This is a genomic window from Clostridium acetobutylicum ATCC 824 (genome assembly GCF_000008765.1).
Taxonomy (GTDB): Bacteria; Bacillota; Clostridia; order Clostridiales; family Clostridiaceae; genus Clostridium_S; species Clostridium_S acetobutylicum.
The window spans coordinates 1,667,169-1,683,027 of the sequence record NC_003030.1 but is presented as its reverse complement, the minus strand read 5'-3'; the positions used below and the strand labels follow the sequence as shown (position 1 = coordinate 1,683,027).

13 protein-coding genes are annotated in these 15,859 nt (G+C 31.7%); 4 read left to right on the top strand and 9 right to left on the bottom strand.

Annotation, left to right across the window (positions count from 1 at the left end; genetic code table 11):
- Positions 1-64: 64 nt before the first annotated feature.
- Both CA_RS08025 and CA_RS08020 read right to left on the bottom strand, forming a co-directional pair.
- Positions 65-964 carry a DMT family transporter gene (locus CA_RS08025; protein WP_010964846.1) on the bottom strand — a complete coding sequence of 300 codons (900 nt, stop codon included), beginning with the start codon at positions 962-964 and terminating at the stop codon, positions 65-67.
- Positions 965-1,091: 127 nt separating this feature from the next.
- Positions 1,092-1,874, bottom strand: a complete 783-nt coding sequence (locus CA_RS08020; protein WP_010964845.1) for a TIGR00266 family protein — start codon at positions 1,872-1,874, stop codon at positions 1,092-1,094.
- 193 nt (positions 1,875-2,067) lie between these two features.
- Here CA_RS08020 and CA_RS08015 point away from each other — a divergent pair, with 193 nt between their 5' ends.
- Genes CA_RS08015 through CA_RS08005 form a run of 3 tightly spaced genes read left to right on the top strand, consistent with a single transcriptional unit; the run spans position 2,068 to position 5,651 of the window.
- Complete coding sequence (locus tag CA_RS08015; protein WP_010964844.1) at positions 2,068-2,712, top strand: TetR/AcrR family transcriptional regulator; 645 nt, start codon at positions 2,068-2,070, stop codon at positions 2,710-2,712.
- Positions 2,713-3,411, top strand: coding sequence for an ABC transporter ATP-binding protein (locus CA_RS08010; RefSeq protein WP_010964843.1), 699 nt, complete (start codon positions 2,713-2,715; stop codon positions 3,409-3,411).
- Complete coding sequence (locus tag CA_RS08005; protein WP_010964842.1) at positions 3,411-5,651, top strand: ABC transporter permease; 2,241 nt, start codon at positions 3,411-3,413, stop codon at positions 5,649-5,651. The genes CA_RS08010 and CA_RS08005 overlap by 1 nt, the downstream gene beginning before the upstream one ends.
- Positions 5,652-5,696: 45 nt before the next feature.
- On the opposite strand, the gene CA_RS08000 is transcribed toward CA_RS08005, so the two are convergent.
- The 5 genes from CA_RS08000 to CA_RS07980 all read right to left on the bottom strand — a co-directional run bounded on the left by CA_RS08000 (position 5,697) and on the right by CA_RS07980 (position 12,798).
- Positions 5,697-7,409: a hypothetical protein gene (locus CA_RS08000; RefSeq protein WP_010964841.1), complete on the bottom strand. Its 1,713-nt coding sequence runs from the start codon at positions 7,407-7,409 to the stop codon at positions 5,697-5,699.
- Positions 7,410-7,476: 67 nt separating this feature from the next.
- Positions 7,477-8,952 carry a hypothetical protein gene (locus tag CA_RS20470; protein WP_010964840.1) on the bottom strand — a complete coding sequence of 492 codons (1,476 nt, stop codon included), beginning with the start codon at positions 8,950-8,952 and terminating at the stop codon, positions 7,477-7,479.
- Positions 8,953-9,255: 303 nt separating this feature from the next.
- Complete coding sequence (locus CA_RS07990; protein WP_010964839.1) at positions 9,256-10,473, bottom strand: DUF438 domain-containing protein; 1,218 nt, start codon at positions 10,471-10,473, stop codon at positions 9,256-9,258.
- An 84-nt stretch (positions 10,474-10,557) separates the two neighbouring features.
- Entirely contained in the window at positions 10,558-11,793 is a 1,236-nt protein-coding gene (locus CA_RS07985) for an MFS transporter (RefSeq protein WP_010964838.1), read from the bottom strand.
- A gap of 21 nt (positions 11,794-11,814) precedes the next feature.
- Positions 11,815-12,798 carry a glycoside hydrolase family 43 protein gene (locus tag CA_RS07980; RefSeq protein WP_010964837.1) on the bottom strand — a complete coding sequence of 328 codons (984 nt, stop codon included), beginning with the start codon at positions 12,796-12,798 and terminating at the stop codon, positions 11,815-11,817.
- Between the two features lie 407 nt (positions 12,799-13,205).
- On the opposite strand from CA_RS07980, the gene CA_RS07970 reads away from it, so the two are divergent.
- Entirely contained in the window at positions 13,206-14,303 is a 1,098-nt protein-coding gene (locus CA_RS07970; protein ID WP_010964835.1) for a spore germination protein, read from the top strand.
- Positions 14,304-14,470: 167 nt separating this feature from the next.
- On the opposite strand, the gene CA_RS07965 is transcribed toward CA_RS07970, so the two are convergent.
- On the bottom strand, positions 14,471-15,067 hold the full coding sequence (locus CA_RS07965) for a CHAP domain-containing protein (RefSeq protein ID WP_010964834.1): 597 nt from the start codon (positions 15,065-15,067) through the stop codon (positions 14,471-14,473).
- A 343-nt stretch (positions 15,068-15,410) separates the two neighbouring features.
- A complete protein-coding gene (locus CA_RS07960) occupies positions 15,411-15,824 on the bottom strand; it encodes a VOC family protein (RefSeq protein WP_010964833.1) in 414 nt (137 codons plus the stop codon).
- Positions 15,825-15,859 lie beyond the last annotated feature (35 nt).

Here is a 15,859-nt window from a genome sequence, read left to right as displayed (position 1 = left end):
TTTCAATGAACCCATTAAAATAAAGATTATCTTCACTTTTACAATTAAAATATACTATACCTAGCTACTTAAATTTATTTGTTCCCCATACGCCTGTAAGTATAAGTACTGAGCCCACAAGATGGTATAAATGAAAACTTTCTTTTAATATTATAACGCCAGCAATTATAGATACTATAGTTGATAAATTGGAAAAAACAGAAGATCTAGATGCTTGAATCTTAGATAAAGTAAAGTTAGTTAAAAAATAGGCTACAATTGATGAAAGTATCCCTAAATACAATATTGATATAACAAAAGTGCTGCTTTTTAAAGGAGAAAAATATTCATTTATTTTCCCCTCAGCTAAAAGCTGAATAGCTGCCATTATATTAAAACAAAATGCAGCAAAAAACATCATAAAGTAAGTTATCTCTACAGGTTTAAAGTGTACAGAGGTTTTTCTTGAAATTATACTATAAGCTCCTGCACAAGTAACGGCCCCTAATAAAAATAATATTCCTATAGGAGAATTACCACTTCCACCTGAACTTCCCATAACTCCTATAAGTGCAACACCACTTACTGACAGCACAATAAAGCTGGTTCTTTTTAATGACGGTACTTCTTTTAGAAAGTATGAACCCATAATGGTTACAACTATTGGAATTAATGCTAGCATAAGCCCTGCCATTGAAGATGAAATATTTTTAACACCGTAGGTTTCAAATATAAAGTATATTACGGGCTCGGCCAATCCAAGTAAAACAAGTTGTCCAATTGGTTTGTTCCTATAATCTACCTTTATAACTCTAAATAAAACTAAAATAGTCATAATAATAAATGCTAGGAGAAATCGTAATGCCACTAAACTAAGTGGTCCTGCAACCTTTAGAGCCATTTTAGAAAATAAAAAGCTCAATCCAAAAATTGTAGAACTTACAGTTGCAGCTATGTAAGGAAGTATTTTTTGCTTTCCATTCATTATTTTATGTCCTCCAATATTATAAGCTCCTAAATCCTAATTATATACTGTGCTACAGTCCTTTTCAACATATAATCCTTAAGCAAAAAAGGAAATAAGGTACCTTCACTCTTATTTCCCACAAAATCTAATCTCCGTCAAAGAAATTTCCTATATTCCCTAAAATAGATCCCTCTTCTTTTCCTGTGGCTGCTGTACTATTAATCCTTCCTGCTAATCTGCTAAAAGGAATTGACTGAAGCCATACTGTACCTGGTCCTTTAAGAGTTGCTAAAAAAAGTCCCTCTCCACCAAAGATTGCAGACTTTATTCCTTTTACCATTTCTATATCATAATTTACATCTCTAGTAAATGCAACAAGGCATCCTGTGTCAACCTTAATCACCTCTTTAGGAAGTAGTTCTCTTTGAACTATAGTACCTCCTGAATGAACAAAGGTAAGTCCATCTCCTTCTAATTTTTGAAGCATAAATCCTTCTCCGCCAAATAAGCCAACACCGATTTTTCTAGTAAACTCAACTCCAATAGATACACCCTTTGCTGCGCATAAAAAACAATCCTTTTGACATATCATATAGTTGTTAAAGCTAGACAAATCCATAGGAATAATTTTTCCCGGATATGGAGCTGCAAAAGCTACCTTCTGTTTTCCCACTCCCCTATTGGTAAAAATAGTCATAAAAAGACTTTCTCCCGTTACAAGCCTTTTTCCTGCTCCCATAAGTTTTGAAACAAGTCCTCCAGAACTTCCCTTGTCAGATCCATCACCAAAGATAGTCTCCATTTCTATTGAACTATCCATATACATCATAGCTCCAGCTTCGGCAACAACACTTTCATATGGATCAAGTTCCACTTCAACAATCTGCATCTCACTTCCAATAATTTTATAATCTATTTCATGTGCCATAGCATCCTCCTAAATAATTTTTTGTCCCTATTATGTTACTCCTTCTTCAATTAAATATACCTTGTAGTTTAAGTATGTAAATTAAGTTGAATTTTATAGATAATATATTGACATAAATAAATAAGGAAAATATAATGTGACTTGTAGGTCATATGACCCAGAAGTCACACTTTGAAATAATGGAGATGATATTTTGCCAAAGGGAACTTTTAATAACCTTGCTATAGAAAAGCAAGAAAAAATAATGCGAACTGCTATAGATGAATTTCTAAACAAGGGTTACCAAAAGGGGAATATAGGAAGTATTGCTAAAAATGCAGGTATTGCAAAAGGAAGTATATATCAATATTTTGAAAATAAAAAGGAACTGTTTTTATTCTGTATTAGCTGGGCCTCGAAAATACTTTTAAAAAAATACGGAAATTTTTCGGGCTTTAAAGAAAAAAAAATGAATTTATTTGACTATATATATGAAAGCGCAGAGGCTACTTGGTTTCAATTAAAAGAAGAAAGAGAACTTATAATTTTCATTCAAAATACCTTTATTGGAAAATATGGTTCAATTACAGAAGAAGCAACTAAAAACATGATAGAAGTTTCAAACAACTACACCCTAAATCTCATCAAGGATGGAAAAAAGCAAGGCTATATAAGAGATGATATAGACGACGATTTGATCTTAATGTTTATGACAGGTGCTTCTCTAAAAATAAAAGAGTACTTATTTAAAAAAAATAATGCTTTAGGAATGAATATTCTTGATGAGGAATATGAAGAATATAAAAAGCACAGCAAAGCAATGATTGAGCTACTTAAAAATGGAATGGGGGCAAAATGAATGTTTTTAAAAATTGAAAACTTAAAAAAATCATATACCTCGGGCAATGTAAAAACAGAGGTACTTAAGGATATAGATATGGAACTTTATAGCGGTGAAGTTGGTGTTATTCTTGGTCCATCAGGTTCAGGTAAATCAACCCTACTGAATATAATTGGAGGAATAGACAGATGCGATTCAGGAAAAGTACTAATTAATGAAACTGATATTTCAAAGTTTAGCGATGACAAATTAACCGATTACAGGAGAGACAATATTGGCTTCATATTCCAGTTCTATAATTTGATTTCTAACCTCACTGCAAAGGAAAACATTGAGGTAGTTTCAAATATAAGCAAATCTCCTTTGAACATAGACGAGGTTTTAGATGCTGTTGGTATGCTTAATAAAAAATATAGATTTCCAAAAGAATTAAGTGGAGGAGAGCAGCAAAGAATCTCTATAGCAAGAGCTGTAGTTAAAAATCCAAAACTTCTATTATGCGACGAACCAACCGGGGCTTTAGACTATGCAACCTCTAAGGAAATTTTAAAGCTTCTTCAAAGGATAAATAAGGATTTTAAAACCACAATACTAATGATAACTCATAATAATGCTATAAAAAGCATGGCAAATAGAATTTATAAAGTAAGAAGCGGAAAAATTGTAGAACACGAAATCAATGAAAATATCCTGCCAGCAGAAAGGATTGAGTGGTGATGGTAATCAATAAAAAAATCAAGAGAACTATGCTCCAAAATAAGTCGCAGTATATAGGTTCATTAGCACTTATTATTATAAGCTGTATGCTTTACACCATGTTTAATCAACTTGCAGTCAATATGGATAAAATGACTTCTTCCTTTGAAAGAAACTACGTTCAAGATGATGCGAGCTTTATAGTAGATAAAACCATTAATAATCCAAAGAAACTTGAAGAGAAGTTTAACATGAAGCTAGAAAAAAGCGGCAGTTTTGATTACGAAATTTCAAAAGGCAAAACACTAAGAATTTTCAGTGAAAATAGAAAAATTGACATTCCTGCTGTAATTTCAGGAAATAAATTAACTACAAATGGAATCTTAATAGATCCTTCCTATGCAAAGGCAAACAATATAAAAGTTGGAGATAAAATAACAATTGGGAATAAAAAACTAAATGTTTCAGGTTTAATGTCACTTCCTAATTATATATATGCCATAAAGTCAGAAAGCGATATTATGAATAATCCTAAAAGCTTTGGGATAGCTGTAATAACTAAAAATAACTTTGATAGTTTAAATTTAGGCAGCAGCTTTTACAATATTAAATTTAACAATTCAGAGAATATAGATAGTAAGATTTCAAAGTTAAAAAGCTACTTAAAGTCTCAAAATATAAACGTATTAAGCTGGACAAATATAGATGAAAATCCTAGAGTAACCTATGTAACTGCAAAAATTAAAAGCACTAAATCCATAAGCTCCTCTATGCCAATTGCAATACTACTTTTAACCTGCAGCATGACTGGAATTATTATGCTTAGGATGCTGCAAAAGGAGGCTGTAATTATAGGAACACTGTATGCTCTTGGATATAGAAAAAGAGAAATACGAAAGCATTATTTAACATACTCCCTATCTATAGCTGTAATTGGAGGTATTGTTGGAACTATCTTAGGCGGGTTAGCTCTAAAACCAATGGTTACTTTTATGGTTTCTTATTTTAATGTTCCAACCAATTACCTAAGCTTTGATATTAAATATGTTGTAATAAGCATACTTTTACCTATTATTTTTCTTTTTATATCAAGCTATTTTATTATAAACAAACAGCTTAAGCATTCTCCTGTTGACCTTATGCATGGAGGAATAGAAAATAGCAAAGTTAACTTTTTCGAAAGGCATTTAAAGCTTGATAATTTCAAATTCAATTCCAAATTTAAAATAAGACAGCAATTAAGAAGTATACCTAGAAGTCTTCTTCTTTTATTTGGAATCATAGCCTCAACCATGCTTTTACTTTTAGGTTTTGCAACTAAAAACTCTATGGATTTTTTAATGCAGGAATCCATTACTAGCACTTATAAATACAAATATCAATATATTTTTAATAGCCTTCAAACAACTTCTCCTTCAAGGGGTGAAAAATTTTCAGAAACTGCTTTTAGTTTAAAGTCTAATAACAAAACAATTATTACAGCCTATGGAATAAATCCCAACACCAGATACCTTTTATTAAAAGATAGGTCAGGAAATTCCCTTGATAAAAACAAAGTTATAGTAACAAAGACTCTATCAGATAAACTTAATATAAAAGAGAATGATAAAATAAAAGTTATAAATAGATTTAACTCAAAGGTATACACCATTAGGATTGACAGCATTGCAGATACTTACTCCTCTCAAAGCTTATATATGCCTCTTTCAAGGTTTAATACTATGTTAAATTATCCATCTGGAAGCTATATAGGATTGTGGAGCGATAATAAAATAAATATACCTGAAAACAAACTCATAAGCACTTCTAATATAGATGACTTTAAAACAGCCTTAAGCACAGCAACAAAGCCGCTTCAATATTCTATGGGCAGTATTTCTCTCATGTCCTTTATAATCGGACTTATAATAATATATGTAGTAACCTCTCTTATTATAGAGGAAAACAAAGAGAATATATCTCTTATGAAGGTACTTGGGTACAGAAAAAAAGAGGTTTACTCTTTAATATTAAATAGTTCTTCTTTTATTGTAATTCTTGGATATTTGCTTGGAATTCCTTTCCTATTAGGTTCTTTAAATGCCTTGTTTAAATCCATGACCTCCACTATGAATTTAAGCTTGAAGGTCAAACTCAATTTTACCTACATTCTTATAGGATTTATTGTAATCTATTTAACTTATGAAATATCAAACTTACTAAGTAGAAAAAAGATAACTAAAATTTCAATGGCAGCTGCTCTAAACTCAACAAAGGAATAAATCATAAGAAAAGAAGCTTTTAAGATAAGGCTTCTTTTCTCAGACTTATTTGTCAAAGCCTGTTCCTATTATCTCTGTTTTTATGCCATCAAGTACATTTCTCATAACATCCAAATTCACTTCACAGTTTGCAGTTTTGCCATCTTCTTTTTTGGCTATTATATTTATTTTATAAGGTTCTCTTACTCTAATTTTGTTCTTTATAGTTTCAGGAGTTTTTAAAGGTATTATATATTGAACCTTTTCATTATGATTTTCCTCTTCTTTTATTTCTTTATTTATAGGAAACAGCGTTCCTCTCTCATCGTTCATAGTTATTTCTAAAGGCATATATATTGAAAGATATTTTGCATTTCCTGTAGTATTTATATCCAATGTTATCATTTGCCCCTGCTTTGCTGGATTTGGAGCTACAGCTGCGGAAACTGTTACTATGCTGTCAATTTCATATGGTCCGCCGTAAACCTCTCCTTCATTTCCCGCATTATCAGTAACTTCTGCTTGTATTTTCCACTGCCCTTCTCCAACTAACTTTATATCTTCTTTAGAACTTCCTTCTATAGTACTGCTCCAATCTCCAAAGGTTTTGCCATTGTCTTTAGATAATCTATATCTCCAAAGCATTACGCCAGAACCGCCTTCATCTTTCGGAGTAAAACTAGCTACCACATCGCCATCTGTTAAGCCTTGAGTATCCGGTGTAAAAACACCATTTGGTGCTGTTGTATCAATACAATAATTATCGCTTTGCTGCCACCCGCTGTCATTTCCTAAATTATCTACTGCCTCAATTCTAACTTTGTATACACCCTGCTGATCTAAATATATGCTGTTACTTATGCTATTTACAGAACTAGTTATTTCTTTAGGTACATCCTCTGAAGTTTCTATTTTATGATTTAAGCCCTGACAGGAAGCTGGATACAATCTAACAAATGGGGAATTATCCAAATTAGAATGATTTTCAGTGTATATCCAGTCGTAATCCTGCCAAGTACCATCCTTACATATTGAATATCTATACTTTTGTATACCTGAACCACTGTCTTTAATATCAATCCCAATATTTATGGGCTTATTTGTCCACACTTGTGATTTTGGAGAAATGCTTACACTGGGCGCATCTCCATCCGTCCTAATATTTTCAATTGAGTATGCCCATTTATTTTGACTGTCTTCTTCTGGCGTTTTAACTTCTGGATAAAGCCAATTTCCATTTTTAGAATATTCATTAGTTCTTATACTGTAAGTTTTGTTGTTTTCTTTAAATTGGCACCAGAATATAGTTCCAATACGTAAGTAATCTAACATTTTTGCATTAGTGCTTGTTTCTCCATTTTCAGACCCAATTAAAGCTATATCGCAAGCTGCATATTCAGTATAAGAGTTATCCAAAAATTTATCTGTATAGTGAACATCAAGGTACTTATTGAATACATCTGCACCACTAAAGCTCATATAAGTATGCTCTATACAATTATCCCAACTACTATTGGAAAGTTGTTTTCCCCATGCCGTTACACCAAGTACATCTCCAGGCTTACACCAAACGGTATTGCCAATGCGAAAACCATTATATTCAACAGCCGCCCCTCCAACATAAGTACTTCCATTTTTCCATCCATCTATTTCAGGTATAGATGTAGAATCATCACCATTCATTGCAAATACATAAAATTCAATAGTAGATACAATAAAAATTGATAAAATAATTATAAACAATGCTTTTTTTCTGTATTCTAATTTTTTTATCATCATACATAAGTTCACCTCCTAAAAATTGTTTCAAAAAAACTCCTCATACTTAAATGAGAAGTTTTTAAATTTATTTGTTTGTAAAATATGCTAAAACTCTAACTACCCAATGTGTACCTGAACCATCTGTATTGACATAAAATCTATCAAAAGTTTGGGAGGGATCATAACCAGAAGTTATAAATTGAGTATTTAATTTTTGTGCAGCGGCCTTAAGCGTAGTCAAATCATTCGACTTAGTGGATTTAATCTCCTTATACACACCTGCCACCTTATAAACTATTCCATTATTAGATGTATACAAACCACCATCATTGTCTTTATAGCTATCTTCTATATCCGCTTTCATTTCGTCTGTTGACATATCGCCTATTTCCACCTTATTGCTATCACTATTAAGTCCTCCAAAGACATCACTAATACGTTTTTGAGAATTATTATACCATACATAACTTCCTACTGGATTTTTAGTTTTTCCCATAGCATCATTTAATTTATCCGATAAATCCCACTCCGTATTTATATTGTTATTCTCATACTTAGGTTCTGGTATGTTTGAATCATCATCCGTTGGTGCTGGAGTATTATTTACTGGTATAAAATCCACCGGCTTAGGTGTACTTCCATCTTGTGTTTTAACTATTCTAACCTCAATAGCTTCCACTCTTAAACCTTTTCCATCTGTTCCGGATTCTTGTCCATCACTTACCCAATTTTGCCAGCCTACATTCTGAACATGTGCTCTATACTGAACACTGTAGCCCGGCATATTTTCTAGTGCAATCTTTATTGCTTCAACTCTAAGTCCTTGTCCATCTGTTCCTGTTTCTTGTCCATCCTCTGCAGGATCTTGCCAACCTATATTCTCTACATGACCCTGATACTTTATGTGAGCTCCCTCTGGAGCATTAACAAGATTTAGTTTTAGAGCTTCAACTCTAAGTCCTTGTCCTTCTGTTCCCGATATTTGTCCATTTTCATTAGGCTCTTGCCAGCCTACATTTTGTACATGCCCAACATAGCTTACACCAACTGTTGAATTATCGCTTACTTTAACTATTTTAATCTCAAGAGCTTCAACTCTTAAGCCCTTTCCATCCGTTCCTGCTTCTTGTCCATCACTTACCCAATCCTGCCAACCTACATTTTGTACATGTGCTCTATACTGAATGCTGTAGCCCGGCATATTTTTAAGCTTTATTTTAAGGGCTTCAACTCTTAAGCCTTTTCCATCTGTTCCTGCTTCTTGTCCATCTGTCTTCCAATCCTGCCAGCCTATGTTTTCTACATGCCCTTGATATTCTATATGTGCTCCTGCTGGTGCATTAGTTAAGTTTAATTTTAATGCCTCAACTCTTAAGCCCTTTCCATCTGTTCCTGCCTCTTCTCCATCTTTCTTTGGAGCTTGCCAACCTATATTCTCTACATGCCCTTGATAAGATATACCAATTTCAGTATCTGCGTTAAAATGGCTATTTGATGGAAGCCCCAATCCAAAAGCAACTGCTGCAGCAGCTATAAAGCCTACAATTTTTTTGTTTTTCATTTATTTTCCCCCTTAAACTTGAATATTATTGATTAATAATTATATTTTATAATTTATTCCTATTTTTTGCAAATACCTCCGCATTTCTCTTATGTAAATCATACTCAACTTTACAAAACTATAATTAGTCACAGTATCCTCTGTAATAAACTTTAATAAAAACTTCTCTCATCATTTACATTATAATCCATACCTTTCTTTATATATTGCCCCCTTTATGACAATTCACTTTTTACATAAAATTACCGGACTTCAAAGCCAAAAGCCTAGTATGCATTAAAAACATACTAGGCTTTATTTTATTCATTCAATAAGTCTCTTTTCTCCAGTTATCTCTTGAATTTCTTTTATATTTTGGGTAACTTCAAGCACACCAATAAATTCTCCTTTATTATCCTTAACAGCGTAATATCTTATAAAAACATATAATTCTCCCATGTGAAGCCAAAAGTCCTCATGATCCTTTTTGCCGCTCTTTAAATCCTCAACCACCTTTTCTACTATATGAACGCTAGCTGGTGGATGACAATTTTGAACCTTTCTTCCTATAACTGCTCTAGTTCTTGCAAATATTCTTTCACTTCCACCGGAGAAGTATTTAACCGTTCCATCTTTATCAACAAAGGTTATATCCAAAGGGAGAGTGTCTAAAATTGCACTTAGCTCATTTACCCTAAGTATTCCCGTATCAAATTTTATATAACCTTCAGAGTTTTCATTTGCCAGTTTACTTTTTTCCTTTTCCTCTACATTTTCTCTTTTTGGTTTCCATTTTTCAGACGGCGATATCAAGCAGTAACCTATTTCGTCACTTTCACTTTCTATATCAAGCCATTCATCCTCACTAAAGGTATCGATACACATTGGAAGGAGTATGCTTTCCTCTTTAAATATCATTTCCTCAATCCGTTTTAGGGTACTTTCTACTTTTTCCGTTATTTCATTTGGCGTTTTATTTGCACTATTTATAACTTCCTTACATTCCTTTAAGGCCTCTCTAATCTCGTCATCAACTCCCCACATAACTTTAGGAGGTGCTGTTATTCCATACTTCTCAAGATAAGGAAATATTAAATTCTCTTTTCTGCTATAATGCTTATCTAAATCAAAGAGCATGCTTATATTTTCCATTAACTTCAACCTTGTAGAATGACTATCTGACTTTTTTATTTCCTCTAGGTTAGGAGTTAAATGAGACTGAATATAGTTTTTAACAGCTTCATTTTCCTTTTTAAGAACACTCACAGGATGCCCTTCTTCTTTTTCTGGATGGTGTATTTGATCTATTGATCCTTTAAAAACCGCTGCATGAACATCACAAAGCCTTTGTATCTCCTCTACCTTCATTCCTTCCTTTATAAGCTGTGCTTCCATCTCCGATATTTCTTTTGTAGAAACTCCCTTTATAAGTTCCTGAAACCTTTTTCTAACTTCATCAACACTTTTACCATTATGAAGCTCTAGAATTATCTCCTTTAATACCTTTTGTCTGTATTCTCTGTTATTAATTATTCCACTCATTTCAATTCCCCTTTTGCAAATAAGTTTTATACTAGTTTTGCCTTAGAGAAATTAAGTTATGCAAATACTTATAACATTAAACCTTTACATAGCTGTATTAGAAGATAATCCTTTTATTTTCTTATCATTAGTCAAAGTGATAACGCTTACAAGTGTAACTACTAAAACAACCAAACTTAAGAAATAATAAGTATATCTAAAACCTATAGCTGAATAGAGATTCCCTGCTATTGACGAAAAAATTACAACTGCTAATTGTTTTGCAAAATTAAACCCTAAAAGATATACGGTAGCTGAAAGGCGCACATCAAATACATGTGTTATATATTTCATTATTGAAACAAGAAGTAATGGCATCTCAAAAGCTGCTATTAATCTAATTCCTGACAGCACAATGGTATTTGTAAAGGTAGCACTTCCAAAAATACGAATAAAGGTTAAGGTTCCAAACAAAAGTAATCCATTTTTAGCACCTATTCTATTTACAAGTGCTGGAGCAAAAATCATAAGAACTGCCTCTAAACCCGTTTGAAATGAAACAAGCCTACTAAATATACTGGTTCCAACTGCTTTACTTGAAAAAAAGCTAGCATAATAATTAGGGAATTGTTGATCAAAAACATCGTATATACACGCTGTTCCTATTATTATTAATGCCAAAAACCAAAATTTTTTCATCTTAAGAATAGAAAACACAATTTCCTTATTGATTTGACTTTTTTGATTTTTTATCTCTTTGCTTTCACCAGTATCGTTAACCTTAGCTACATAGAGTAAAATACAAAGAGCTACTGCTGACAGCGACGCAAACCAAAATATACTTACAGGATTTTTTATATACAGTATTCCCCCAACAAATGAAGCCGTTGCACCTGCAATTGAACCAAATAACCTTACATGTCCATACTCAAACTTGTTATTTCTGCTAACCTTTTCGATATACGCTTCTACAACACCTACTCCTGCATAAAAACATGCACTTAAATATACGCTTCCAATGATGGCTCCAACATATATATTTAGATGGAGAAGAGGTATATATGCATAGCTAAAAAATGGCCCCATAAAAAGCATCAAAATTGCAACAAAAGCAAACAAATACTTTTTGAACACAAGCTTATCTTGAATAACACCAAAGAATGGCTGATATATAAGAGCAACCAGTGATATAGAAGAAAACACAAAACCAGCTTTACTTGCATCTAAATGTGCAACATCAGTTAACCACATTGGTAAAAAAGTTAGGACCACTGCCCATATTAAAAAGTAGAAGAAAAACAATCCTCCAAAATTAAAAAAGTCTTTTCTAAAAATTTTCATATAATATATCCCACCTTTTTCTTATGCTTTTACTGGAGTTTCAATTTCTAAGCTATCAACTTCTGGTACACCAAAATCAGGTGTTCCATCTTCTCTCCAGTTTATAATTTGAGCTCTTGTATGCCTATTAGGGTCATAAAGCGGATCCCCTTTGATTTCCGTATAATTCCTTGCATGATAAACTATCACATCATGTTTTCCATCCTCTGAAACTGTAAAACTATTATGCCCTGGTCCATATTGATGGTTTTCCATACTTGTTTTAAATACTGGAGTTTGTGATTTTGTCCAAGAATTTTTATCAAGAAGATTGCTATTTTCCTCTGCCGTAAGCATACCGATGCAGTAATTCACATCTGTAGCACTAGCTGAATAAGTTATAAAAATCTTTCCATTCTTTTTTAACACTGCAGGACCTTCATTTACCCAGAACCCCTTTATCTCCCATTCCAATTCTGGTTTTGTAAGCATAACGGGTTTTGTTTTCAATGTCCATGGATTTTCCATTTCCGCTATATATATATTCGAATGTCCTTTAATGTTAATATCCTGTTGTGCCCACACATAGTAAAGCTTTTCATTGTGTTCAAAAATAGTTGCATCAAGAGAGAAAGATTCCCATGCCGTTTTTATTCGTCCCTTTTCTACCCAATTTCCTGTAAAAGGATTTTCATTTTCATTTTGTATTACAAACATTCTGTGGTTAAAGGTATCATCCTCTATATTCTTATCAGGAGCTGCCGCAAAATATATATACCATGCTCCATTTATGAAATGTATTTCTGGTGCCCAAATTAAATTACTCATTTCTCCACTTTCGTGTCTTCTCCATACATCAACAGGTTCTGCATTTCTAAGCCCTTCTATTGTTTTAGCTTTCCTTACTTCTATTCGATCATATTCAGGTACCGATGCTGTAAAATAATAATAACCATCATTGTGTTTATAAATCATTGGATCTGCTCTTTGAATAATAATAGGATTTAATATTTTTTCATTTTCCATTAAAAACACCTCTTATAAATACAAACTAGTATAATTATGATAATATATACGTACATATTATCATAATTATACCTTCATATTTTATCTTTCTCAACACATGAAAACCATAAAAACAGGGATTATATAATGCATTCGCTAATTACATGTATTTTATTCCTGTTTACTTTATGGTTTTATTTGTTAATTTATACGTATAAATTTTATTATGACAATGTACACTCTAGTGACTCGATTAATACCTATAAGGACATACTACTACTACTATACGCTCTGCTATTAACTTTCATATTTTGCAATATACTAAACTTCATTCTATTACTCATTAAATATTTTTATGTACTAAAATAATAATTTTAATATTTTGAGTTAAACTATAATAAATCTTTATATAATAGGATGGGATAATTATGATACATTTAAGCAAACATCAACTTTTTACTTTAACCTTTATTTTTCAAATTGGAAGTACTCCATTGTTTGCACTTGGTATTGAAGCTGAACAGGATGCATGGATTGTAATTCTTCTCGCATTATTAATTGGACTTCTCATGGCATGGATTTCAACAGAACTTTTTTACATATTTCCTGATAAAAATCTTATAGAAATAATCAATATAATACTTGGAAAAAAACTAGGATTACCATTTTGTATAGTGTATGCTATGGTTTTTATTTGGGCCTGCGGACGTAATCTTAGGGAATTTAGTGAATTAATATTGTTAATTTCTCTACCTCATATACATTTATGGATTATAATATTATCCTACATATTACTTGCCTTATACACTCTTTTTAAAGGCTTTGAAACTCTATGCCGTTTATCTGAATTAATAGTTCCTCCTACAATAATTTTTTTAATTTCAATGTTTATAATAATTATTTTTTTTAGTTCTGCACATATTAGAAACCTAATGCCAATTTTGGGTAATGGCATTAAACCAGTACTTAAGTCTTTACCTGGTGTTATATGGTTTCCTTTTGGAGAAGTATTTGTACTTTTGCTATATTGGCACTACTTAAATGACAAAAAATCCGTAAGAAAAACTACCTTTAAAGCCCTTATTTCATCTGGACTCCTTCTGTGTATTTCAACTGCTGTAACAATATCAGAATTAGGCGCTAAATACACTTCTGTTTCAACTATACCTTTAGTTGAAACCTTAAGATTAATTAATATAGTTGAAGTATTAAATCGTCTTGATATTCTTGGCATACCCTTTCTTATTTTAGGAGGATTTTTTAAAATATGCATTTATTTAAACTCTATTGCACTAACTATAAATTCAGTATTTAAAATAAACCATTTCAAATTAACATTGATGCTCTGCGGGGTATTTATGCTATTTTTCTCTATATATTTTGAACCAAACTATGCTTATCACCAGTGGCTATTTCCATTTGACGCAAGATATTTTTGTTTGTTCTTTTGCACTTTTTACCCTACAATGCTTTTGGTTATTTACATTATAAAACTAAAACGTTCAAAACTTAACCCTACAAGATAGTATGACTAATTTTAATTAACTAAGTTGATTTTTATATTGACTACCACAACTTAAAGAAAATGACCTCCCTTCAATATAGAAATCATCTTCCCAACCTTTCCTAGACCTTTTTTAAACTGTACTTTACCAATAATACGTTTTATTGTATTTAAGTTACCGGTTTTTCATCAACCTTTTCTAAGCCATCCTTTCGGTTTTCTTTTCCCACAAACAAAATACTTTCCATTCTCATATTCCAATTTAAACTGATCTCTAGTTTTGTTACCCATATTCTGCTGAATAACCTCAACTGTATCATCTGTAACTTTTGTAACTATTACAACATGTCCATATTTTGTGTCCGTAAACACCAAAATATCATCTGCCTTTGGCTTTTCATTTTCTCCATTTTTATATTGAAATAAACCTCTATCCTTATTTAATTTTCCCTGCCCTACCTTTGGGTCAAAGAAATCTTTAGCATTGCCAAATCCGTTTGGCATACTGTGTCCTTTTGCTTCATAATAAAATCTTTTTATGTACTCAACGCATTGCCACTTATATCCATAGTAATATCCATCCTTACTATAGTTTTTGCCATGGCTTTCAGCATATTTTTTCCCGTTATAATATACCTTTACTCCTTTGTAGCTATCCATAACTTTACCAATATGATTTATTTTATCCACATGATTTTGGTACAACTTTCGAGAAGTAAAAATTCCTAATGCTATAATAATTACAACAGCTACAAATCCTGCTAATATCTTTAATGTCTTTTTCATTTGTTACTCCTTTAAACTGACAATGTCATATTTTGTTATTAACTGTAATTTATTATAGCATATTTTTAAATTTCGTACAAAATTTATTTGTATTCAACAAAACCGCCTGTTTTTATAAAGCAAAAAGAACATTTATAAATTTACCTGAGTAAAATCATAAATGTTCCTCTCATATATTCGAGCTTTACATAAATATAAAAATTTATTATTAAATAACCCATTAAAGTGTAATAATTTTAAAATATTCTTTGATGAGTTTATGTAGCTGTCCAATTTTTAACCTTCTTTATTTTTTAGGTGCAGTTCTGCATTTGCACTTAATATAAATATTTTTATTTTTTCACTACTCTTCACAATTAAAATGCCACTCTATCCCAAATTTATCCGTTAAAGAACCATAACATCTGCTCCAATATGTTTTTTGAAGTTCCATATTAACATTTCCATCTTCTTTTAGTTTATTAAATAGCACTTCCAATTCGTTAGACTTATTACTAACAATTGTTAAACTTACATTATTTCCTCTTGTTAGCGGCATACCTGGAAAAACGTCTACCATATTAAGATAATTACCTTTCAAGATGATACTAGAATAAGCAATTAATTCTTCAACATCTTTTTCAATGGCAACTTTAGGATGAGAAGGCAATTCTTTATAGGTTACTGTTTTATTTATTTTCGCTTCAAATACCCTACTGTAAAATTCCAATGCTTTACGGCAGTTTCCGTTGAAACTTATATACACTTGTAAGTTCATTCATTACAGCTCCTCAATTTTATTCCACATCATCT